At 47.7% G+C, this 22,009-nt stretch carries 20 protein-coding genes and 3 pseudogenes; 11 read left to right on the plus strand and 12 right to left on the minus strand.

The features are described 5' to 3' along the window. Positions 1-285 precede the first annotated feature (285 nt). The 4 genes and pseudogenes from QZF50_RS14665 to yciA all read left to right on the plus strand — a co-directional run. Positions 286-375: pseudogene (locus tag QZF50_RS14665) on the plus strand (YkgJ family cysteine cluster protein); the annotation flags it as partial. A 27-nt stretch (positions 376-402) separates the two neighbouring features. Further along, entirely contained in the window at positions 403-1,146 is a 744-nt protein-coding gene (locus QZF50_RS14670; RefSeq protein WP_000028540.1) for a YciC family protein, read from the plus strand. A gap of 29 nt (positions 1,147-1,175) precedes the next feature. Then, complete coding sequence (locus QZF50_RS14675; protein ID WP_000808662.1) at positions 1,176-1,715, plus strand: septation protein A; 540 nt, start codon at positions 1,176-1,178, stop codon at positions 1,713-1,715. Positions 1,716-1,819: 104 nt separating this feature from the next. Continuing rightward, positions 1,820-2,218 carry an acyl-CoA thioester hydrolase YciA gene (yciA, locus tag QZF50_RS14680; RefSeq protein WP_000108160.1) on the plus strand — a complete coding sequence of 133 codons (399 nt, stop codon included), beginning with the start codon at positions 1,820-1,822 and terminating at the stop codon, positions 2,216-2,218. 39 nt (positions 2,219-2,257) lie between these two features. On the opposite strand, the gene tonB is transcribed toward yciA, so the two are convergent. After that, positions 2,258-2,977 carry a TonB system transport protein TonB gene (gene tonB / locus QZF50_RS14685; RefSeq protein WP_000171274.1) on the minus strand — a complete coding sequence of 240 codons (720 nt, stop codon included), beginning with the start codon at positions 2,975-2,977 and terminating at the stop codon, positions 2,258-2,260. A 223-nt stretch (positions 2,978-3,200) separates the two neighbouring features. Here tonB and QZF50_RS14690 point away from each other — a divergent pair, with 223 nt between their 5' ends. Both QZF50_RS14690 and kch read left to right on the plus strand, forming a co-directional pair. Beyond that, a complete protein-coding gene (locus QZF50_RS14690; RefSeq protein ID WP_000967595.1) occupies positions 3,201-3,497 on the plus strand; it encodes a YciI family protein in 297 nt (98 codons plus the stop codon). 299 nt (positions 3,498-3,796) lie between these two features. Further along, on the plus strand, positions 3,797-5,050 hold the full coding sequence (kch, locus tag QZF50_RS14695; RefSeq protein ID WP_001299682.1) for a voltage-gated potassium channel protein: 1,254 nt from the start codon (positions 3,797-3,799) through the stop codon (positions 5,048-5,050). A gap of 54 nt (positions 5,051-5,104) precedes the next feature. Here kch and QZF50_RS14700 read toward each other — a convergent pair whose 3' ends face one another. Continuing rightward, complete coding sequence (locus QZF50_RS14700) at positions 5,105-5,278, minus strand: YciY family protein (protein WP_001309467.1); 174 nt, start codon at positions 5,276-5,278, stop codon at positions 5,105-5,107. 142 nt (positions 5,279-5,420) lie between these two features. Here QZF50_RS14700 and cls point away from each other — a divergent pair, with 142 nt between their 5' ends. Both cls and QZF50_RS14710 read left to right on the plus strand, forming a co-directional pair. After that, complete coding sequence (cls, locus tag QZF50_RS14705) at positions 5,421-6,881, plus strand: cardiolipin synthase (RefSeq protein WP_290388905.1); 1,461 nt, start codon at positions 5,421-5,423, stop codon at positions 6,879-6,881. Positions 6,882-6,915: 34 nt separating this feature from the next. After that, entirely contained in the window at positions 6,916-7,245 is a 330-nt protein-coding gene (locus tag QZF50_RS14710) for an HI1450 family dsDNA-mimic protein (protein ID WP_000366959.1), read from the plus strand. A gap of 52 nt (positions 7,246-7,297) precedes the next feature. On the opposite strand, the gene oppF is transcribed toward QZF50_RS14710, so the two are convergent. From oppF to ychE (QZF50_RS14745), 7 genes are all read right to left on the minus strand, one after another. Beyond that, positions 7,298-8,302, minus strand: coding sequence for a murein tripeptide/oligopeptide ABC transporter ATP-binding protein OppF (oppF, locus tag QZF50_RS14715; protein WP_000994905.1), 1,005 nt, complete (start codon positions 8,300-8,302; stop codon positions 7,298-7,300). Further along, positions 8,299-9,312, minus strand: coding sequence for a murein tripeptide/oligopeptide ABC transporter ATP-binding protein OppD (gene oppD, locus QZF50_RS14720; RefSeq protein WP_000110945.1), 1,014 nt, complete (start codon positions 9,310-9,312; stop codon positions 8,299-8,301). The genes oppF and oppD overlap by 4 nt, the downstream gene beginning before the upstream one ends. A gap of 11 nt (positions 9,313-9,323) precedes the next feature. Further along, a complete protein-coding gene (gene oppC / locus QZF50_RS14725) occupies positions 9,324-10,232 on the minus strand; it encodes an oligopeptide ABC transporter permease OppC (RefSeq protein ID WP_000979661.1) in 909 nt (302 codons plus the stop codon). A gap of 14 nt (positions 10,233-10,246) precedes the next feature. Continuing rightward, positions 10,247-11,167, minus strand: a complete 921-nt coding sequence (gene oppB / locus QZF50_RS14730; protein WP_000911112.1) for an oligopeptide ABC transporter permease OppB — start codon at positions 11,165-11,167, stop codon at positions 10,247-10,249. Between the two features lie 85 nt (positions 11,168-11,252). Beyond that, positions 11,253-12,884, minus strand: a complete 1,632-nt coding sequence (oppA, locus tag QZF50_RS14735) for an oligopeptide ABC transporter substrate-binding protein OppA (RefSeq protein WP_061892270.1) — start codon at positions 12,882-12,884, stop codon at positions 11,253-11,255. 737 nt (positions 12,885-13,621) lie between these two features. Next, positions 13,622-14,269, minus strand: a complete 648-nt coding sequence (gene ychE / locus QZF50_RS14740) for an NAAT family transporter YchE (protein WP_000616554.1) — start codon at positions 14,267-14,269, stop codon at positions 13,622-13,624. Between the two features lie 30 nt (positions 14,270-14,299). Beyond that, on the minus strand, positions 14,300-14,353 hold the full coding sequence (gene ychE / locus QZF50_RS14745; protein ID WP_211180492.1) for a protein YchT: 54 nt from the start codon (positions 14,351-14,353) through the stop codon (positions 14,300-14,302). A gap of 392 nt (positions 14,354-14,745) precedes the next feature. Between ychE (QZF50_RS14745) and adhE the strand changes: the two genes are divergently transcribed. Next, positions 14,746-17,421 carry a bifunctional acetaldehyde-CoA/alcohol dehydrogenase gene (gene adhE, locus QZF50_RS14750; protein WP_000301651.1) on the plus strand — a complete coding sequence of 892 codons (2,676 nt, stop codon included), beginning with the start codon at positions 14,746-14,748 and terminating at the stop codon, positions 17,419-17,421. Between the two features lie 123 nt (positions 17,422-17,544). Further along, positions 17,545-18,445: pseudogene (locus QZF50_RS14755) on the plus strand (IS4 family transposase). Between the two features lie 281 nt (positions 18,446-18,726). On the opposite strand, the gene tdk reads toward QZF50_RS14755, so the two are convergent. Then, positions 18,727-19,344 carry a thymidine kinase gene (gene tdk / locus QZF50_RS14760; protein ID WP_000068079.1) on the minus strand — a complete coding sequence of 206 codons (618 nt, stop codon included), beginning with the start codon at positions 19,342-19,344 and terminating at the stop codon, positions 18,727-18,729. 605 nt (positions 19,345-19,949) lie between these two features. Between tdk and hns the strand changes: the two genes are divergently transcribed. Further along, positions 19,950-20,363 carry a histone-like nucleoid-structuring protein H-NS gene (hns, locus tag QZF50_RS14765; protein WP_001287378.1) on the plus strand — a complete coding sequence of 138 codons (414 nt, stop codon included), beginning with the start codon at positions 19,950-19,952 and terminating at the stop codon, positions 20,361-20,363. 143 nt (positions 20,364-20,506) lie between these two features. On the opposite strand, the gene galU is transcribed toward hns, so the two are convergent. Then, complete coding sequence (galU, locus tag QZF50_RS14770) at positions 20,507-21,415, minus strand: UTP--glucose-1-phosphate uridylyltransferase GalU (protein ID WP_001505954.1); 909 nt, start codon at positions 21,413-21,415, stop codon at positions 20,507-20,509. 201 nt (positions 21,416-21,616) lie between these two features. Next, a pseudogene (locus QZF50_RS14775) lies at positions 21,617-22,009 on the minus strand (two-component system response regulator RssB); the annotation flags it as partial.

Below are 22,009 nucleotides of genomic sequence, written 5' to 3' on the forward strand. Positions count from 1 at the left end.
AGAGAAGAGTTGTTACTGCCAAAGCCGCCACTGTTAACTTTTTCATATCCGCTCCGTCGTTATGGTTATAAAAACGTGACGAATATACCTACATTGGAGTAACAAATGATCCTACATAGATCACATTACATATGATAATTCACCATTTATTGATCTGGATTAATTTAGAAGTTGCATTGAGAATCCTGGTTAACGTGATTTAAATCAATTTTTAAATATTTTCGCTACGCAAATATTAACTCGTTCGCCACTTGCCGCGGTTTGCCCACGCCTGAAGGCCAGCAATTACCTCCGCTTTACAAAGATATGCTTTTCCATACAAGACCTGATGCTGCCACCCGAGGCTTAACCAGGGTACAATTGCCCGCTAATTAACACCTGCATAAAACTCAAGGAGAGTGCATGTCTATCACGGCGCAGTCCGTATACCGTGACACCGGAAATTTCTTCCGTAATCAATTTATGACCATTCTGTTGGTATCGTTGCTATGTGCGTTTATCACAGTGGTGTTAGGGCATGTTTTCTCACCCAGTGATGCACAGCTTGCGCAGCTCAATGACGGCGTGCCCGTTAGCGGCAGTAGTGGGTTGTTCGACCTGGTTCAGAATATGTCACCGGAACAGCAACAAATTTTGCTGCAGGCTTCAGCGGCGTCCACTTTTTCAGGATTAATCGGTAACGCCATTCTCGCCGGAGGCGTAATATTAATTATCCAGCTGGTGTCTGCGGGTCAGAGAGTCAGTGCGCTGCGAGCTATTGGTGCCAGTGCGCCGATATTGCCCAAGTTATTTATTCTGATTTTTCTGACTACCCTTTTAGTACAGATTGGCATCATGCTGGTGGTCGTTCCGGGAATTATCATGGCCATTTTACTGGCCCTGGCACCGGTGATGCTGGTACAGGACAAAATGGGCATTTTTGCCTCGATGCGTAGCAGTATGCGGCTGACTTGGGCGAATATGCGTCTGGTGGCACCCGCAGTACTGAGCTGGTTGCTGGCAAAAACACTGTTGCTGCTTTTTGCCTCTTCTTTTGCCGCATTAACCCCGGAAATTGGTGCCGTACTGGCGAACACCTTGAGCAACCTGATTTCTGCCATATTGCTCATCTATCTGTTCCGCCTGTATATGTTGATTCGCCAATAACCTTAAGCATTTGATTACGGAATCGTAAAATGAAGCAGTTTCTTGATTTTTTACCGCTGGTTGTCTTTTTCGCGTTTTACAAGATTTATGACATCTATGCGGCTACTGCGGCGCTGATCGTCGCCACGGCGATTGTGCTTATCTATAGCTGGGTTCGCTTTCGTAAGGTTGAGAAGATGGCCCTGATCACTTTTGTTCTGGTGGTCGTCTTCGGTGGCTTGACGCTGTTCTTCCACAATGATGAGTTTATTAAATGGAAGGTTACAGTCATTTATGCTCTATTTGCGGGAGCCCTGTTAGTCAGCCAATGGGTGATGAAAAAGCCGCTAATTCAGCGGATGCTGGGTAAAGAACTCACGCTGCCGCAACCGGTATGGTTGAAGCTGAATCTGGCCTGGGCTGTTTTCTTTATCCTTTGCGGTCTGGCAAACATCTACATCGCATTCTGGCTGCCGCAAAATATTTGGGTCAACTTTAAAGTCTTTGGCCTGACCGCCCTTACCTTAATCTTCACATTGTTAAGCGGTATCTATATCTACCGCCACATGCCGCAGGAAGATAAATCCTAACCAGACTGCCAGTCCTTCGGGGCTGGCGCTGTATCTCCTCTGTTCTCCTCAGGAAAATCATAGTAGCATCGCGCCTGTGATTTTCCTTTTAAGTCGGTTTTACCATGTCTACAACACATAACGTCCCTCAGGGCGATCTTGTTTTACGTACTTTAGCCATGCCCGCCGATACCAATGCCAATGGTGACATCTTTGGTGGTTGGTTAATGTCACAAATGGATATTGGCGGCGCTATTCTGGCAAAAGAAATTGCCCACGGTCGCGTAGTGACTGTGCGGGTTGAAGGAATGACTTTCTTACGGCCGGTTGCGGTCGGCGATGTGGTGTGCTGCTATGCACGCTGTGTCCAGAAAGGGACGACATCGGTCAGCATTAATATTGAAGTGTGGGTGAAAAAAGTAGCGTCTGAACCAATCGGGCAACGCTATAAAGCGACAGAAGCATTATTTAAGTATGTCGCGGTTGATCCTGAAGGAAAACCTCGCGCCTTACCTGTTGAGTAATAGTCAAAAGCCTCCGGTCGGAGGCTTTTGACTTTCTGCTTACTGAATTTCGGTGGTGCCGTTAATTTTAAACAGGATATTCACCACAATCCCACTGCCTGGCTTACCCGGCTCATAACGCCATCTGCGCATCGCATTTTTCACCTCACGCTCAAACATGTTCGCAGGCTTGGCTGAGAGGATTTGTACGTTATCCACGCGACCATCCGGCGTGACGTCAAATTTAACTTTAACCTGCCCTTCAATGCGCAATGCCTGTGCTCGTGCCGGATACTGCGGCTGATTACGGCTTAATGCGCGTGGTCCTGAAGCCACACTGGTAACCGGCTTGCTGGTTGCAGCCGTTGCCGTACTTGATGTGGGGCGCGCGGGTGCCGTATTTTCAAACGGTGATGCCGGACGCGACTCTACGGGTTTGATATCGCGTTTTGGCTGCTCCTGTACCTTTTTCACCGGCTTCGGTTTTGGCTTAGGTTTCGGCTTCGGCTTTTCAATGACCACCGGTGCTTCTTTTGGCGGTTCGGGGATCGGCTCAGGTTCCGGTTCTGGCTCTACCACCGGCTCCGGTGGCGGCTGAACGGCTTGTGGCGGTTCGAGATCAGCAGGCGCAACCATCGTGACAGAAATTGGCTGCGCAGGCGCAGGTAGTTCAATAACCTGATGTACCGAGGTATAGAGCAGACCCGCCACAACAGCACCATGAATGCAGACCGAAAGTAACGTCGGCCAGGGGAAGCGGCGAGGTAAATCAAGGGTCATTGAAGTCATAATCATTTCAGTAGAAAAACCAGGTCTCGATTTTAAATGCAAATAGCAATCATATTCAATAAGGCAAGACGATCAGGATCAGTGAAAATGTCATTTTTGGCGTAATTGACCTTACTTTATGCATGGTCTTAACAAAGACATCATCTTTCCGTTGCAGATCTTCGCCCTTTCAAATAACGTACTTTACAACTTTCCCGAACAAGGAGTTGTGCCCGTGTTGTATGTTATTTACGCTCAAGACAAAGCTGATAGCCTCGAAAAACGCCTTTCCGTTCGTCCGGCACATTTAGCACGTTTACAGTTACTGCATGATGAAGGTCGTTTGTTGACAGCTGGTCCAATGCCAGCGGTAGACAGTAACGATCCAGGGGCTGCGGGATTTACTGGCTCAACCGTTATTGCTGAATTTGAATCGCTGGAAGCAGCTCAGGCCTGGGCCGATGCTGACCCGTACGTAGCGGCAGGTGTCTATGAACACGTTTCAGTGAAACCATTTAAGAAAGTGTTCTGAATAGAGATTCAATATTTAAGGGCACGGTTTTTGCAACCGTGTTCTTGTTTGGCCTTTCCTTATAGCCGGTCAGTGCGTTCACTACCACAAGCAGATAATAACTTTATCTGTATTTCTTTATATGATGTGAGCATATTCAGGAAAAATGACCTTTCCTGAGGTACAGTTGCTCGCTCAAATCCTTTGATTACTGCGGATAAAGTCATCTACTATTGTTTAACACATTCACGCGCTGCATGTATGTTCAGAAAATGTGCACGCTAAGATAATTAAACAAAATTGTGGTTACAGAGGTATCAGTGAGTCACTGGGCTACATTCAAACAAACAGCAACAAATTTATGGGTGACCCTTCGGCACGACATTCTCGCGCTGGCCGTCTTTTTAAATGGATTGCTTATTTTTAAAACAATCTATGGTATGTCGGTCAATTTGCTTGATATTTTCCATATCAAAGCATTTTCAGAGTTGGATCTCTCCTTGCTGGCAAACGCCCCACTATTTATGCTCGGCGTCTTTCTTGTCCTGAACTCCATTGGCTTACTGTTCCGGGCAAAGCTCGCATGGGCAATCAGTATCATTTTGTTGTTGATAGCGCTAATTTACACCCTGCATTTTTATCCCTGGCTGAAATTTAGTATTGGATTTTGCATTTTTACGCTGGTGTTTTTGCTGATACTGCGCAAAGACTTCTCCCACAGTAGCGCCGCAGCCGGGACAATTTTTGCATTTATTAGTTTCACGACATTACTGTTTTACTCAACCTACGGTGCGCTTTATTTAAGCGAAGGTTTTAATCCGCGAATAGAAAGTTTGATGACCGCGTTCTATTTTTCGATAGAAACCATGTCAACCGTCGGCTATGGCGATATTGTCCCTGTTTCTGAATCAGCACGATTGTTCACTATTTCGGTCATTATTTCCGGCATTACCGTTTTTGCCACATCTATGACCTCAATTTTTGGTCCGCTTATCCGCGGGGGATTCAACAAACTTGTAAAAGGAAACAATCATACAATGCATCGTAAAGATCATTTTATTGTTTGCGGACATTCGATTCTCGCCATCAATACGATCCTGCAACTGAATCAACGCGGACAAAACGTAACGGTTATCAGCAACTTGCCTGAAGATGATATCAAGCAACTTGAGCAACGCTTAGGCGATAACGCTGATGTTATCCCCGGTGACAGTAATGACAGTTCAGTATTAAAGAAAGCGGGAATCGATCGTTGCCGGGCCATTCTGGCGCTGAGTGATAACGATGCAGATAACGCGTTTGTTGTACTCTCGGCAAAAGATATGAGCAGTGATGTCAAAACAGTTCTCGCCGTCAGTGATAGCAAAAACCTGAATAAGATTAAGATGGTACATCCGGATATCATTCTCTCACCGCAACTGTTTGGCAGCGAAATTCTGGCGCGAGTTTTAAATGGTGAAGAGATTAATAATGATATGCTCGTTTCAATGTTGTTGAACTCCGGTCATGGCATTTTCAGCGATAACGATGAACAAGAAACGAAAGCTGACAGTAAAGAATCAGTGCAAAAATAGAGTTTAAAGACGAAAGAGTAAACTTATTGGGCACCGCAATGGTGCCCAGTATATTTAGATATTGTAGATCGCAAACAATAACGAGTTACGCTGTTTGTTTAGAATGCACTTCCTGATGCTGTGGATACGCATATTTCGGCGCGATTGCCCCTCAAGCCAACGCGATTTACGTCGGCTAGCCTGACGCTGCATGCGCCAGCGCCCCACTTCCGTTCTACTCCGCTTCATGTTAACTACTCTATGCAATAACAGAATGGTCATTATACCCCCACCCCCGACGCTGACCAGTGCTTTTCCCGCGTTTTTATTTGCCAGATGAATCCATATGCGTAAACTCATAACAATGCGCTTTCAAAAGGATTTCTAATCTATGACAACCGTTTATACGTTGGTGAGTTGGTTGGCCATTCTGGGATACTGGTTGCTCATTGCAGGCGTAACTTTACGCATTCTAATGAAACGACGCGCAGTTCCCTCCGCGATGGCCTGGCTGTTGATTATTTACATTCTGCCGTTAGTCGGAATTATTGCCTATCTTGCCGTTGGCGAGCTCCATTTAGGCAAACGCCGCGCTGAGCGCGCCAGAGCGATGTGGCCTTCCACCGCAAAATGGCTTAACGACCTTAAAGCCTGTAAGCATATCTTCGCCGAAGAAAATAGCAGTGTCGCTGCGCCATTATTCAAGCTTTGCGAGCGTCGTCAGGGGATCGCTGGGGTCAAAGGGAATCAGCTACAACTGATGACCGAGTCAGATGATGTGATGCAGGCGTTAATCCGCGACATCCAGCTCGCGCGCCATAATATTGAGATGGTGTTTTATATCTGGCAGCCCGGCGGCATGGCGGACCAGGTGGCTGAATCATTAATGGCGGCTGCACGGCGTGGTATTCATTGCCGATTGATGCTCGACTCCGCCGGGAGTGTGGCTTTTTTCCGCAGCCCGTGGCCCGAGCTAATGCGTAATGCCGGTATTGAAGTGGTCGAAGCCTTAAAGGTCAATCTGATGCGTGTGTTTTTACGCCGTATGGACCTGCGCCAACATCGCAAGATGATCATGATCGATAATTACATCGCGTACACCGGCAGCATGAATATGGTCGATCCTCGCTACTTCAAACAAGATGCGGGCGTAGGGCAATGGATTGATCTGATGGCGCGTATGGAAGGCCCCATCGCCGCCGCGATGGGGATTATTTATTCCTGCGACTGGGAGATTGAAACCGGAAAACGTATTCTGCCGCCACCACCAGATGTCAATATTATGCCGTTTGAACAGGCCAGCGGTCACACCATTCACACAATTGCTTCTGGCCCCGGCTTTCCGGAAGATCTCATTCACCAGGCATTATTGACTGCGGCTTATTCGGCGCGTGAATATTTGATCATGACCACGCCCTACTTTGTGCCAAGCGATGATTTACTTCATGCGATTTGCACGGCGGCGCAGCGCGGGGTGGATGTCAGTATTATCCTTCCGCGAAAAAATGACTCGATGCTGGTCGGCTGGGCCAGTCGCGCATTCTTTACGGAACTTCTTGCTGCTGGGGTTAAAATTTATCAGTTTGAAGGCGGGTTACTGCATACCAAGAGCGTGCTGGTCGATGGCGAACTAAGTCTGGTTGGCACCGTTAACCTTGATATGCGTAGTCTGTGGCTGAATTTCGAGATTACCCTGGCAATCGACGATAAAGGTTTTGGTGCAGACCTTGCCGCCGTTCAGGACGATTATATTTCGCGTTCACGTCTGCTCGATGCCCGTTTATGGCTAAAACGTCCATTATGGCAACGTGTCGCCGAGCGACTGTTTTACTTCTTCAGTCCGTTGCTGTAAAACGTCGCCAACAGAGGTTAAACAGGTAGTGACTATGGATATGGATCTAAACAATCGCCTGACTGAAGATGAAACGCTTGAGCAGGCCTACGATATTTTTCTCGAACTGGCTGCCGACAATCTCGATCCAGCTGATGTTCTGCTGTTCAATCTTCAGTTTGAAGAGCGCGGCGGCGCGGAGTTATTCGATCCGGCGGAAGACTGGCAGGAACATGTTGATTTCGATTTGAACCCAGACTTTTTTGCCGAAGTGGTGATTGGTCTGGCGGACAGTGAAGATGGTGAAATCAACGATGTTTTCGCCCGCATTCTGTTATGCCGCGAAAAAGATCACAAACTTTGCCATATCATCTGGCGGGAATAAATAATCGCTTTCGGCGTGAAAAAGGGCTGACAACTGTCAGCCCTTATTGTGTTTAAAGCGGATCGACTTTCAGGCAAGAAACGGCGTGTCTGAAACTCCCCTCCAGAACAGGACGTGTTTTGGCGCACTCCGGACCGGCAATCGGGCAACGGGTACGGAAAACACAACCGGAAGGCGGGTTGATCGGCGACGGTAATTCCCCTTCCAGTAACTGGATGGTTTTGTTCTTCTCCAGATCCGGATCAGGTATGGGGACTGCCGACATCAATGCCCTGGTGTAAGGATGTAGTGGATTGTGGTAGACCTCATCATAGGTCCCCAGTTCTACCGCATGGCCGAGATACATCACCAACACACGATCGGAAATGTGTTTTACCACGGCCAGGTCATGAGCGATAAAAATTAATGACAATCCCATCTCACGTTGCAGCTGCTGGAGCAGGTTGACCACCTGCGCCTGAATTGACACGTCCAGCGCCGAAACCGGCTCATCGCAGATAATCAGCTTCGGTTCAAGAATAAGAGCACGAGCAATCCCGATACGCTGGCACTGCCCACCGGAGAACTCATGCGGATAGCGGTTAATCAGGTTAGGCAATAACCCGACTTTCAGCATCATCGCCTTCACGCGCTCGCGAACTTCCTGGCGTGACATTTTCGGATGATAAGTACGCAGTGGTTCAGCGATGATCTCGCCGATGGTCATACGCGGGTTTAGCGATGCCAACGGATCCTGGAAAATCATCTGAATATCACTGCGAACGGCACGCCATTCATCGGGCTTCATGCCCAGCAACTCTTTACCTAACCAGGCAACATGACCGTCGGTCGCCTTGACCAAACCGATGATGGCGCGAGCAAAGGTGGACTTACCGCATCCCGATTCCCCTACCACACCTAATGTTTCCCCTTCATACAGGCGAAGAGTGACACCATCGACGGCTTTGAGCGTTTTCGGCGGTTGCCAGAACCACTGTTTGCCATCTTTGATTTCAAAGTGCACTTTAAGATCGGCGATTTCAAGGAGGACTTTTCTTCCTTCAGTTACAGCATTCATAACAGTTCCTCCACCGGTTTAAAGCAAGCACGCAGACGGCCAGGCGTAAACTCTTCCAGCGGCGGTGCGCTACTACAAATTTCCATCGCATGTGGACAACGTGGCTGGAACGGGCAACCTTTCGGTAATCGCAGCAAGTTTGGCGGATTACCCGGGATGGTCAACATTGTTTCACCTTCCGCATCAAGACGCGGCACCGCGTTGAGCAAACCGATAGAATAAGGATGAACGGGTTGATAAAAGACATCGCGCGCATTGCCATATTCCATCGTGCGCCCGGCGTACATTACCAGCACTTTGTCACAGATCCCCGCCACCACGCCAAGATCGTGGGTGATCATAATGATGGCGGTATTAAATTCCCGCTTCAGTTCATTTAATAGCGTCATGATCTGCGCCTGTACGGTGACGTCCAGCGCAGTAGTGGGTTCATCCGCAATCAGTAGCTTAGGTCGACATAGCAATGCCATCGCAATCATGACTCGCTGACGCATGCCGCCAGAAAATTCGTGCGGGTACATTTTCATGCGTTTACGCGCTTCCGGCATTTTTACCGCATCGAGCATCCGCACCGACTCTTCAAACGCCTCAGCTTTGCTCATGTTCTTATGCAGCATCAGCACTTCCATTAACTGCTCACCGACGCGCATATAGGGATTCAACGAAGTCATTGGGTCCTGAAAAATCATTGAGATTTGTTCAGCGCGCAGTTTATTGAGTTCATGCTCTGGCAAATTGAGGATTTCACGCCCATTGAAGGTTGCCGATCCGCCAATACGTCCGTTGGCAGCCAACAGGCCCATCAACGCAAATGCAGTTTGCGATTTACCCGAACCAGACTCACCTACAATACCCAGCGTTTCTCCGGCACGTAGGGAAAAATTCAAATCATTGACCGCCGTGACGTCGCCGTCCGGGGTACTAAAGGTGACACGCAAATCTTTCACGTTCAGCAGTGCGTCAGCCTGTTGTTGTGCGAGCGGCACAGTTGCAGTTTCAATTACGCTCATGGCTGCACTCCTTAACGATCTTTCGGGTCGAGGGCATCACGTAAGCCATCGCCGATAAAGTTGAAACAAAACAGCGTCACCACGAGGAATCCCGCTGGGAACAACAATAACCATGGAGAGACTTCCATCGAGTTCGCGCCATCACTCAGCAATGCACCCCAGCTGCTTAACGGCTCTTGCGTACCCAACCCCAGGAAGCTAAGGAAAGATTCAAAGAGGATCATGCTGGGCACCAGAAGTGATGCGTAGACCACCACCACACCGAGTACATTCGGCACAATGTGGCGAATAACAATGCCCGATGTCGATACACCGCCAACTTGTGCCGCCTCAATAAACTCTTTGCGCTTCAGACTCAGGGTTTGCCCACGCACAATACGAGCCATATCCAGCCAGGAAACCATGCCAATCGCCACGAAAATCAGCAGGATGTTTTGACCGAAAAAGGTCACAAGCAAAATGACGAAGAACATGAATGGGAAGGAGTTGAGGATTTCCAGCAGACGCATCATTACCGAATCCACTTTACCGCCCAGATAACCGGAAAGCGAACCGTAAAGTGTCCCCACGACCACTGCCACCAGTGCCGCAGCAACACCGACCATGAGTGAGATACGCCCGCCAATCGCAACGCGCACAAGCAGGTCGCGACCGGATGAGTCAGTACCAAAGTAGTGACCGGACTCCATATCCGGGGCGCTGGACATCATCGCCCAGTCAGTATCGTCATAGGCAAACTGCGAAAGCATCGGTGCCAGGATTACAAATAACGCGATCAGCACCAGCACTATCAGACTGGCAACCGCCGCACGGTTATGCATAAAACGTCGACGTGCGTCCTGCCACAAGCTGCGCCCTTCGACCTCCAGCTTTTCACTGAAATTTTCCAGCGTCTCGCTGTTTTTCTTACTTAACATCATCGCGAGCTCCAGTATCAGTAACGGATTTTCGGGTCGATAACCGCATATAGCACATCGACAATGGCATTAAACAAAATGGTTAAAGCACCAACCAGGATGGTCAGGCTTAACACTAAGGAATAGTCACGGTTCAATGCGCCATTAACGAACAGTTGCCCAATCCCCGGCAAACCATAAATGGTTTCGATGACCATAGAACCGGTAATAATGCCGACAAATGCGGGGCCCATATAGGAGAGCACGGGTAACAGAGCAGGTTTTAATGCGTGGCGTAAAATGATCCGCCGCATAGGTAACCCTTTCGCCCGGGCAGTACGAATAAAGTTGGAGTGTAATACTTCAATCATAGAGCCACGGGTAATACGCGCAATACTGGCGATATAAGCGAGTGACAACGCCACCATCGGCAATATCATGAATTTAAGAGCCCCACCATTCCAGCCACCGCCCGGCAGCCAATGCAAAATGATCGCAAATATCATGACTAATAATGGCGCAACCACAAAACTGGGGATAACAACCCCGGTCATTGCCAGCCCCATCACGGTATAGTCCCATTTGGTGTTTTGTTTTAATGCGGCAATAACGCCAGCACTAACACCCAGTATTACCGCAAGGAAAAATGCTGCGGCTCCCAGTTTGGCAGAAACGGGAAAACTGGATGCAACCAGGTCATTGACCGAATAATCTTTATATTTAAACGATGGACCGAAATCACCGTGCGCCAGTTGTTTCAGGTAGCTGAAATACTGTGTCATGATCGGATCATTAAGATGATATTTCGCTTCGATATTGGCCATCACTTCTGGCGGTAAAGTACGTTCGCCGGTAAAAGGGCTTCCCGGCGCGAGGCGCATCATAAAGAACGAAATAGTAATAAGAATAAATAGCGTCGGAATCGCTTCCAGACAGCGACGTAGAATAAATTTTAACATTGCCCTACCTTCTGGCCTGTGCCTTCTGTAATGCGATAAAAATCAGACACCGTGGAGCAGGACACTCCTGCCCCACGTATTGCCATTAGTGCTTCACAATGTACATATTCCGGGTATAGGTATTATCCAGCGGATCTTTGCCGGTATAGCCACCAACCCACGGTTTCACCAGACGCGCATTCACGTAGTAATAAACAGGAACAATGGCCGAATCCTTATCCAGCTGTTGTTCTGCTTTAGTGTACAGAGCTGTGCGCTGCGCCTCGTCAGTCACTTTCAGCGTTTCCGCCATAATGCTGTCAAAGGCCGGGCTCTTATAATGCGCGGTATTCATCGAGCTGTTCGAAAGCATGGTGTTCAGGAAGGAAGTTGGTTCGTTGTAGTCAGCACACCAGCCTGCACGGGCCACATCAAAAGTACCCTGGTGACGGGTGTCGAGGAACGTTTTCCACTCCTGGTTAACCAGTTTGACGTTTACACCAATGTTTTTCTTCCACAATGAAGAGGCAGCAATCGCCAGCTTTTTATGCAGATCGGAGGTGTTATACAACAGGTTGATGGTCAACGGTTTGTCTGTGGTATAACCCGCTTCAGCCAGCAGTTTTTTCGCTTCTTCGTTACGTTTTTCCTGGCTCCAGCCAAACCATTCCGGCTGAGTCAATTTTGCGCCATCAGTATACGGTGGAGTGTAACCATAGGCGGGCATGTCGCCCTGCGCTTTCACTTTATTAACAATGATATCGCGGTCCATACCTAGTTTCAGTGCGGTACGCACACGCACATCGTTGAATGGCGGTTTCTGGTTGTTAATTTCGTAATAGTAAGTGCACAGGTATGGATCAACGTGAACTTCGTCCGGGATCTCTTTTTTCAGCTTCTGGAACAATTCGATCGGCATGTTGTTATAAGTCATGTCGATTTCACCACTACGGTAGCGGTTGACATCGGTAACTTCAGAAGCAATAGGCAAATAGGTTACCTGGTTAATAACGGTTTTCGCGTTGTTCCAGTAGGTCGGGCTGCGTTCAAGAACGATTCGTTCGTTTACGACCCAATCTTTTAAGGTATAGGCACCGTTGGTGACGATATTACCAGGCTGGGTCCATTTTTCGCCGAATTTCTCGATAGCGGCTTTTGGCACCGGTGAAGTTGATGGGTGAACAAGTAATTTATAGAAGTACGGAACGGGTTCACTTAAGGTGACTTCTAATGTGTGATCATCAATAGCTTTCACGCCGAGATCGGTAATCGGTTTTTTCCCTTCAAGAATTTCATCAATACCGGCGATATGCCCATATTGCAGATAACTGGCATACGGAGAAGCAGTGTTCGGATCAACAGAACGTTGCCAGCTATACACAAAGTCTTGTGCTGTGACTGGCGTGCCATCAGACCATTTCGCATCTTTACGCAAATGGAAGGTCCAGACTTTCGCGTCTTTATTATCCCAGGATTCAGCGACGCCAGGTGCTGGATGACCGTCAAGATCGCTGACCAGTAAGCCTTCAAACAGGTCTCGGCTGATATTAGACTCCGGAACACCTTCAATTTTGTGCGGATCTAATGACTGAACTTCTGAACCATTGTTACGTACCAGTGTTTGTTTTTCCGCTAGTGTGACGCCTGCGGGTACATCAGCTGCCAGCGCGACATTCCCTGCCATTAGCGCAGCCAGAACGCCAGCTGCTACTAAACTTCTCTTGGTGATGTTGGTCATTGTTTTTTGGACTCCCTCATTATAATTACTGGTATTAACCAGCATGTGTAATCCCGGATTGGGACCCTGCACAGGCTCGGAGACTTTCTGCTGTCAGGTTACTTTATCGTTACGTATTACTATCACCGACTTTATTTATTCTGGTGATTCAGACGATCACCTTATGTCGATTCGTACTGTGTCTCCCCTGTCGAGACACATTATTCTTTCGCGACGCTCTTTAATTGTTAATTATTCTCATTACCAATAAATAATCGTCTGGCGGTTGCCCGGAAAGTACCAAATGCGGTTCTTACTCGCCAATACATTTTGCAAAATTGTTAAGCAATTCTCTTTTATTGACCGTATCAGAATCTATAGCTTGCATCCATGCCTTAACAAACATCTTTCAATTCAATCAAATAGAGATTGGCTAAGCATGTCTATCTTTTCTGATTACAGTTCCAGTAGTGAAATGCACAATAATTTAACAATTTATTATTATTTAGCACTTTCCTCTACCAAAGGCAGTGGAATTACTAATATCATTTCAATTATTCTTCAGCAAGCCCAGGATTATGATGTGGCGAAAATAACATGATGGTGAGGAGAAGCAGTTAAGGAAATCCTTATAACTAACTGTAATTTGAGAAGAATATTTTTACCTATTCCTTTTGCTTTTGATAACTGCGCGGGAACAAAGTAAAAATAATGACGAAGTAAACGGAGCATGGCAGCTCCGTTTCATTTGAAAGGAATTAATTAAGCAGGCCGGGGAAAATCCCCTTAATACCAGTAACGATAAATTCAATCCCCAATGCCATCAGCAATAGCCCCATAATACGCGTAATCACGTTGATGCCGGTCTGGCGTAAAACCCGTACCAGCCACGGTGCCATGCGGAACAATCCCCAGCAACATAAAGCGAACAATGCAATAGCCACAAAGAAACCAAACAGATAGCTAATGCTGTGATAACGCGTACCCCAGACGATGGTAGAACTGATCGCCCCTGGCCCCGCCATCAACGGCAACGCCAATGGCACCACACCAATGCTTTCACGTACCGCGGTTTCTGATTTTTCTTGCTTGTTCTGTTTATCCTCGCCAAGCTTGCCGCTGATCATCGACATCGCTATCGTCACCACCAGGATGCCCCCGGCGATACGGAACGAATCAATTGATATACCAAAAAGTTGCAGAATCGTGTCGCCGAGAAAAAGCGAGATCCACAAGATAATGGCCACAGACAGGTTGGCTGTAAGGTTAGTTTTGTTTCGCGCTGCCGCTGTCTGATAACTGGTCATGCTGATAAAGACGGGAATAATCCCTACCGGGTTGACCAGCGCAAATAACCCGATGAAAAATTTGAAGTAAACGGGAAAATCAAAAAAGGTCTGAATCACGGTTAGCTCCGAAGCAAAAGCCGGATAATGTTAGCCATAAATAAGGTTGAAAAGACGCGCTGACAATACGCCTTTTGACAGCATTTTTCACCTCCTAACTACTTAAAATTGCTATCATTCGTTATTGTTATCTAGTTGTGCAAAACATGCTAATGTAGCCACCAAATCATACTACAATTTATTAACTGTTAGCTATAATGGCGAAAAGCGATGCTGAAAGGTGTCAGCTTTGCAAAAATTTGATTTGGATCACGTAATCAGTACCCAGAAGTGAGTAATCTTGCTTACGCCACCTGGAAGTGACGCATTAGAGATAATAACTCTAATGTTTAAACTCTTTTAGTAAATCACAGTGAGTGTGAGCGCGAGTAAGCTTTTGATTTTCATAGGTTAAGCAAATCATCACCGCACTGACTATACTCTCGTATTCGAGCAGATGATTTACTAAAAAAGTTTAACATTATCAGGAGAGCATTATGGCTGTTACTAATGTCGCTGAACTTAACGCACTCGTAGAGCGTGTAAAAAAAGCCCAGCGTGAATATGCCAGTTTCACTCAAGAGCAAGTAGACAAAATCTTCCGCGCCGCCGCTCTGGCTGCTGCAGATGCTCGAATCCCACTCGCGAAAATGGCCGTTGCCGAATCCGGCATGGGTATCGTCGAAGATAAAGTGATCAAAAACCACTTTGCTTCTGAATATATCTACAACGCCTATAAAGATGAAAAAACCTGTGGTGTTCTGTCTGAAGACGACACTTTTGGTACCATCACTATCGCTGAACCAATCGGTATTATTTGCGGTATCGTTCCGACCACTAACCCGACTTCAACTGCTATCTTCAAATCGCTGATCAGTCTGAAGACCCGTAACGCCATTATCTTCTCCCCGCACCCGCGTGCAAAAGATGCCACCAACAAAGCGGCTGATATCGTTCTGCAGGCTGCTATCGCTGCCGGTGCTCCGAAAGATCTGATCGGCTGGATCGATCAACCTTCTGTTGAACTGTCTAACGCACTGATGCACCACCCAGACATCAACCTGATCCTCGCGACTGGTGGTCCGGGCATGGTTAAAGCCGCATACAGCTCCGGTAAACCAGCTATCGGTGTAGGCGCGGGCAACACTCCAGTTGTTATCGATGAAACTGCTGATATCAAACGTGCAGTTGCATCTGTACTGATGTCCAAAACCTTCGACAACGGCGTAATCTGTGCTTCTGAACAGTCTGTTGTTGTTGTTGACTCTGTTTATGACGCTGTACGTGAACGTTTTGCAACCCACGGCGGCTATCTGTTGCAGGGTAAAGAGCTGAAAGCTGTTCAGGATGTTATCCTGAAAAACGGTGCGCTGAACGCGGCTATCGTTGGTCAGCCAGCCTATAAAATTGCTGAACTGGCAGGCTTCTCTGTACCAGAAAACACCAAGATTCTGATCGGTGAAGTGACCGTTGTTGATGAAAGCGAACCGTTCGCACATGAAAAACTGTCCCCGACTCTGGCAATGTACCGCGCTAAAGATTTCGAAGACGCGGTAGAAAAAGCAGAGAAACTGGTTGCTATGGGCGGTATCGGTCATACCTCTTGCCTGTACACTGACCAGGATAACCAACCGGCTCGCGTTTCTTACTTCGGTCAGAAAATGAAAACGGCTCGTATCCTGATTAACACCCCAGCGTCTCAGGGTGGTATCGGTGACCTGTATAACTTCAAACTCGCACCTTCCCTGACTCTGGGTTGTGGTTCTTGGGGTGGTAACTCCATCTCTGAAAACGTTGGTCCGAAACACCTGATCAACAAGAAAACCGTTGCTAAGCGAGCTGAAAACATGTTGTGGCACAAACTTCCGAAATCTATCTACTTCCGCCGTGGCTCCCTGCCAATCGCGCTGGATGAAGTGATTACTGATGGCCACAAACGTGCGCTCATCGTGACTGACCGCTTCCTGTTCAACAATGGTTATGCTGATCAGATCACTTCCGTACTGAAAGCAGCAGGCGTTGAAACTGAAGTCTTCTTCGAAGTAGAAGCGGACCCGACCCTGAGCATCGTTCGTAAAGGTGCAGAACTGGCAAACTCCTTCAAACCAGACGTGATTATCGCGCTGGGTGGTGGTTCCCCGATGGACGCCGCGAAGATCATGTGGGTTATGTACGAACATCCGGAAACTCACTTCGAAGAGCTGGCGCTGCGCTTTATGGATATCCGTAAACGTATCTACAAGTTCCCGAAAATGGGCGTGAAAGCGAAAATGATCGCTGTCACCACCACTTCTGGTACAGGTTCTGAAGTCACTCCGTTTGCGGTTGTAACTGACGACGCTACTGGTCAGAAATATCCGCTGGCAGACTATGCGCTGACTCCGGATATGGCGATTGTCGACGCCAACCTGGTTATGGACATGCCGAAGTCCCTGTGTGCTTTCGGTGGTCTGGACGCAGTAACTCACGCCATGGAAGCTTATGTTTCTGTACTGGCATCTGAGTTCTCTGATGGTCAGGCTCTGCAGGCACTGAAACTGCTGAAAGAATATCTGCCAGCGTCCTACCACGAAGGGTCTAAAAATCCGGTAGCGCGTGAACGTGTTCACAGTGCAGCGACTATCGCGGGTATCGCGTTTGCGAACGCCTTCCTGGGTGTATGTCACTCAATGGCGCACAAACTGGGTTCCCAGTTCCATATTCCGCACGGTCTGGCAAACGCCCTGCTGATTTGTAACGTTATTCGCTACAATGCGAACGACAACCCGACCAAGCAGACTGCATTCAGCCAGTATGACCGTCCGCAGGCTCGCCGTCGTTATGCTGAAATTGCCGACCACCTGGGTCTGAGCGCACCGGGCGACCGTACTGCTGCTAAGATCGAGAAACTGCTGGCATGGCTGGAAACGCTGAAAGCTGAACTGGGTATTCCGAAATCTATCCGTGAAGCTGGCGTTCAGGAAGCAGACTTCCTGGCGAACGTGGATAAACTGTCTGAAGATGCATTCGATGACCAGTGCACCGGCGCTAACCCGCGTTACCCGCTGATCTCCGAGCTGAAACAGATTCTGCTGGATACCTACTACGGTCGTGATTATGTAGAAGGTGAAACTGCAGCGAAGAAAGAAGCTGCTCCGGCTAAAGCTGAGAAAAAAGCGAAAAAATCCGCTTAATCAGTAGCGCTGTCTGGCAACATAAACGGCCCCTTCTGGGCAATGCCGATCAGTTAAGGATTAGTTGACCGATCCTTAAACTGAGGCACTATAACGGCTTCCACAACAGGGAGCCGTTTTCTTATGCCACTTCTCAATGATCTGCTCGATTTCAGTGACCATCCGCTTATGCCTCCGCCCTCTGCACAACTATTTGCAGAACACCTTCCCACCGAGTGGATACAACACTGCCTGACGCTTTCTGCTCATGCGACCGTTCGCCGCCGTCGTTTACCGGGGGACATGGTTATCTGGATGGTGGTGCAATGAGCCAATTACCGATGTTGTTCGCCGTCTGAACCTGAGCGCGGATGGCGAAGCGGGGATGAACCTGCTGGCCCGCAGCGCTGTCACCCAGGCGCGTCAGCGCGTGGGGGCCGCCCCAGTGGAATGGCTCTTCCGCCAGACCGCACAGACAGGGGCGCGGAACGTTACCTGAAGGATGACTGGCACGGCCTGCAACTTTTTGCCATTGATGGCGCACAGTTCAGGACACCTGACTGATAAACCCGAGCTGCGTGAATATTATGGGTCTGCCAACACATCCACTAAGCGGCAGAACGCCTACCCGGTTATGCGTCTGGTGGCCTTAATGAACCTGGGAAGTCACATTCTGCTGAATGCCGTGACCGCACCTTACCGGCAGAGCGAAACTGTGCTGGCCCACTCCATGCTCGCCACCATCCCGGATAACTCTATTACGTTGTTTGATAAACTTTTTTACAGCGAAGACCTGCTGCTGACGCTGAACCAGAAGGGTTGTAACCGCCACTGGCTACTGCCTGCGTGGAAGAATATCGCATCAGAAATGATAGAGCTGGGAAACACGGCGTCACCAGGGACCATCCCGAAACGACTGGAGCATCTTCAGGGTGCTCTGGAAGTGGTGTTCATAACAAAACGCCCCCGACCATCAAGGCCGAGGTCGGTTAAGATATCAAAAACCCGTTATCCTGTGAAACATAGTGCCGCTCCTCTTAAGTGAACGGCATTGCCCTTCTGGGGCCGTATTTTTTGTTTACCCAAAGCAACTTTTCCATAAACCGACAGCATTAGCCTTCATCATATTTGCGACGATGTATAACGCCTAAACACAGGGATATTGTACTTTACAGGTCACAAGTCAACGTCGGTGCTTAAGAGCCCTGTGAGGCGTATAGCGGCGTTAAAAAACTGCCGAGAAGGGTATATAGCCCGGAAGAAGTGCGTAAAACGAACTGACAGGATAAAAGTGCCCTGCTCACCCTGTCAGTAAAGAAATTCTTATTAATCGTGGCGATGCCTTTCCTGAATAGCCGTTAATGAGCCGACTTGTAACGCCTCTTTATAGTGTTTACGGCATACAGAAACGTATCGTTCATTACCACCAATTACCACCTGCTCACCTTCGTTATAAGGTCTGCCTGCTTGATCAAGACGCAGCACCATGCTTGCTTTACGGCCACAAAAACAGATGGTTTTTAATTCAACCAGTTTGTCGGACCATGCCAGTAAGTATTGGCTGCCAATAAATAATTCACCTCGAAAATCGGTACGTAAACCATAACAAAGTACGGGTATATCGAGTTGATCGACAACCTCCGATAATTCATATACTTGTTGTCTGGTTAAAAACTGGCATTCATCAACCAGTACGCAATGAATTGCCTGCTGTTCATGTTCCGCACGAATCTCATCAAATAATGATGAATTTTGGTTAAATAATTTTGCAGGCGATGACAAACCTATACGCGAACTGACTTTCCCGGCACCAAAGCGATCATCAATTTCTGCCGTATATACGACAGTGCGCATGCCGCGTTCCTGGTAATTGTATGAAGATTGCAACAATGCTGTAGACTTACCCGCATTCATTGCGGAATAGTAGAAATATAGCTGTGCCATCAGCCACAGGCCCTCAATGATATGAAATAAAGTTGGCTGGAGTTTATCATAATTCGTCAGTTTTTCAGCTCAACAGTATGCACAGAAGTGGGTATATGCGTTCTCCCTTACGAAGCCTTGCATAATCCTTCTGAGCTATCATTACAACTGCCTCGCTTGTTATAAGCGGGTAAATGACTGCTGGTAACTATTCACAATCTTTAACCTGTTGCGCAAGTAATAGCCCTCTGTTGACCTCCAGGAGATAGTGCAATACTAAGTCCATGCTCTTATTGCGACTGTTCTACTTTTCATCATTCGCTTAATAGGGAATTCTCGTAAACACAACTAATACAGAAGACTGAAAGGTCGTCAGCCTACGATAATCTCCCCATAAAATGTGACATGAATCAGGAAGTTTTAACCTCACGTGCTGCGAAATCATCGGTGTAAATAGGGCTATATGCCGCGTCTTTTCTGGCTAATTTTATGAAAAGATATTTATTGGCGGCACAAAATAAAGAACAATTTTGAATTCCTTACATTCCTGGCTATTGCACAACTGAATTTAAGGCTCTATTATTACCTCAACAAACCACCCCCAATATAAGTTTGAGATTACTACAATGAGCGAAGCACTTAAAATTCTGAACAACATCCGTACTCTTCGTGCGCAGGCAAGAGAATGTACACTTGAAACGCTGGAAGAAATGCTGGAAAAATTAGAAGTTGTTGTTAACGAACGTCGCGAAGAAGAAAGCGCGGCTGCTGCTGAAGTTGAAGAGCGCACTCGTAAGCTGCAGCAATATCGCGAAATGCTGATCGCTGACGGTATTGACCCGAACGAACTGCTGAATAGCCTTGCTGCCGTTAAATCTGGCACCAAAGCTAAACGTGCTCAGCGTCCGGCAAAATATAGCTACGTTGACGAAAACGGCGAAACTAAAACCTGGACTGGCCAAGGCCGTACTCCAGCTGTAATCAAAAAAGCAATGGATGAGCAAGGTAAATCCCTCGACGATTTCCTGATCAAGCAATAATCTTTTGTAGATTGCACTTGCTTAAAATCCCGCCAGCGGCGGGATTTTTTATTGTCCGGTTTAAGACAATTTAATAAGAATAAGCTATAAAAAAACGGCGTCGATTGCTCAACGCCGTTTCGTGGATAACACCGATACGGATGTTACTTCTTAATGCCCATCTCTTCTTCAAGCCAGGCTTTAAATTCCGTGCCAAGGGTGTTATGATGAATACCGTATTCAACGAAGGCCTGCATGTAACCTAATTTATTACCGCAGTCATGGCTCTTCCCTTTCATATGATAGGCTTCCACCGTTTCTTTTTCGATCAGCATATCAATTGCGTCGGTGAGCTGAATTTCATCACCAGCTCCCGGAGGGGTTTTTGCCAGCAACGGCCAAATATCCGCGCTAAGTACGTAACGACCCACAATAGCGAGATTAGACGGCGCAACATCCGCTTTCGGTTTTTCTACCACACCAACCATCGGTACGCTTTCACCCGGCGCTAATTCAACGCCTTTGCAATCCACAACGCCATATGCGGTCACATCAGCAACCGGTTCAACCATGATCTGGCTATGACCCGTTTCATCAAAGCGGCGGATCATCTCTGCCAGGTTATCCTGTGACAAATCGGATTCATATTCATCCAGAATAACATCAGGCAAAATAACAGCTACCGGTTCATCACCCACTACCGGGTGAGCACACAATACCGCGTGTCCCAGGCCTTTCGCCAGACCCTGACGAACTTGCATAATAGTTACGTGCGGCGGACAAATAGACTGCACTTCATCAAGCAGTTGACGTTTTACACGTTTTTCCAGCATTGCTTCCAGTTCAAAACTGGTATCAAAGTGGTTTTCAATAGAGTTTTTAGATGAGTGTGTAACCAGCACAATTTCAGTAATGCCAGCCGCAATACATTCATTCACGACGTATTGAATTAATGGCTTATCGACAAGTGGCAGCATCTCTTTCGGGATGGCTTTCGTCGCCGGCAACATCCTGGTTCCTAATCCCGCAACGGGGATAACGGCTTTTTTGACTTTCGTATTAATGGCAGCCATTTAAATTCTCCTGGACTGTTCGTGTTTTGAACGTGTTCATATTTCTGTATCGCATCCCAGTATATCAGCACCCCGAAGGGGCTAAGTTCTGAAAAGGAGGCGAGTTAGCATAATTAAGACAATTACTTATACGAATGGCGACGATAGTACCACCAGCCGACATTAGCAGGTAATGCAAATTTAGCCCGCGTTATCGTTTGCTCATTCTGCAGACAACATCAAGCGCAGTCGACCACCGGTTCCCCATATTTGGCATTGCCAGGCATCGCATCGCTGGCTCAATTGATTCAAATAAGCGTTACCTAAAGTGCCTAACGGAACACCATTACTGATTTGCACCTGGTGTTCGCCGGTATTTAACGTCGCATTCAGACCCGCAGAAACCAGAATGAGATTTTTCAGTTCGCGATGATAATAGCCAACTAATAGCGGAAACTGCCCCGGCAGATTGGCCTGACGGAGTAAATGGTTTACCTGCTTCAATAACGCGCCCAACTCTGGCAACCGTTGATTTTGGTGTGCAAGCTGTTCCTGTAATAATCCGTTAAACAATGCGCGTAATAACAAGGCAGCAAGTACGCCATTATGTCCAGC

The sequence above is a fragment of the uncultured Escherichia sp. genome, from assembly GCF_948475835.1.
In the GTDB taxonomy this organism is placed as follows: domain Bacteria; phylum Pseudomonadota; class Gammaproteobacteria; order Enterobacterales; family Enterobacteriaceae; genus ECMA0423.

What these genes read in the sequence shown, in the direction of transcription:
- QZF50_RS14670 (WP_000028540.1), top strand. Translation starts at nt 403, where the DNA reads ATGTCTATCACGGCGCAGTCCGTATACCGTGACACCGGAAATTTCTTC.
- QZF50_RS14675 (WP_000808662.1), top strand. Translation starts at nt 1,176, where the DNA reads ATGAAGCAGTTTCTTGATTTTTTACCGCTGGTTGTCTTTTTCGCGTTT.
- yciA (WP_000108160.1), top strand. Translation starts at nt 1,820, where the DNA reads ATGTCTACAACACATAACGTCCCTCAGGGCGATCTTGTTTTACGTACT.
- tonB (WP_000171274.1), bottom strand. Translation starts at nt 2,977, where the DNA reads ATGACCCTTGATTTACCTCGCCGCTTCCCCTGGCCGACGTTACTTTCG.
- QZF50_RS14700 (WP_001309467.1), bottom strand. Translation starts at nt 5,278, where the DNA reads ATGAAGCGGAGTAGAACGGAAGTGGGGCGCTGGCGCATGCAGCGTCAG.
- cls (WP_290388905.1), top strand. Translation starts at nt 5,421, where the DNA reads ATGACAACCGTTTATACGTTGGTGAGTTGGTTGGCCATTCTGGGATAC.
- QZF50_RS14710 (WP_000366959.1), top strand. Translation starts at nt 6,916, where the DNA reads ATGGATATGGATCTAAACAATCGCCTGACTGAAGATGAAACGCTTGAG.
- oppF (WP_000994905.1), bottom strand. Translation starts at nt 8,302, where the DNA reads ATGAATGCTGTAACTGAAGGAAGAAAAGTCCTCCTTGAAATCGCCGAT.
- oppD (WP_000110945.1), bottom strand. Translation starts at nt 9,312, where the DNA reads ATGAGCGTAATTGAAACTGCAACTGTGCCGCTCGCACAACAACAGGCT.
- oppC (WP_000979661.1), bottom strand. Translation starts at nt 10,232, where the DNA reads ATGATGTTAAGTAAGAAAAACAGCGAGACGCTGGAAAATTTCAGTGAA.
- oppB (WP_000911112.1), bottom strand. Translation starts at nt 11,167, where the DNA reads ATGTTAAAATTTATTCTACGTCGCTGTCTGGAAGCGATTCCGACGCTA.
- oppA (WP_061892270.1), bottom strand. Translation starts at nt 12,884, where the DNA reads ATGACCAACATCACCAAGAGAAGTTTAGTAGCAGCTGGCGTTCTGGCT.
- adhE (WP_000301651.1), top strand. Translation starts at nt 14,746, where the DNA reads ATGGCTGTTACTAATGTCGCTGAACTTAACGCACTCGTAGAGCGTGTA.
- tdk (WP_000068079.1), bottom strand. Translation starts at nt 19,344, where the DNA reads ATGGCACAGCTATATTTCTACTATTCCGCAATGAATGCGGGTAAGTCT.
- hns (WP_001287378.1), top strand. Translation starts at nt 19,950, where the DNA reads ATGAGCGAAGCACTTAAAATTCTGAACAACATCCGTACTCTTCGTGCG.
- galU (WP_001505954.1), bottom strand. Translation starts at nt 21,415, where the DNA reads ATGGCTGCCATTAATACGAAAGTCAAAAAAGCCGTTATCCCCGTTGCG.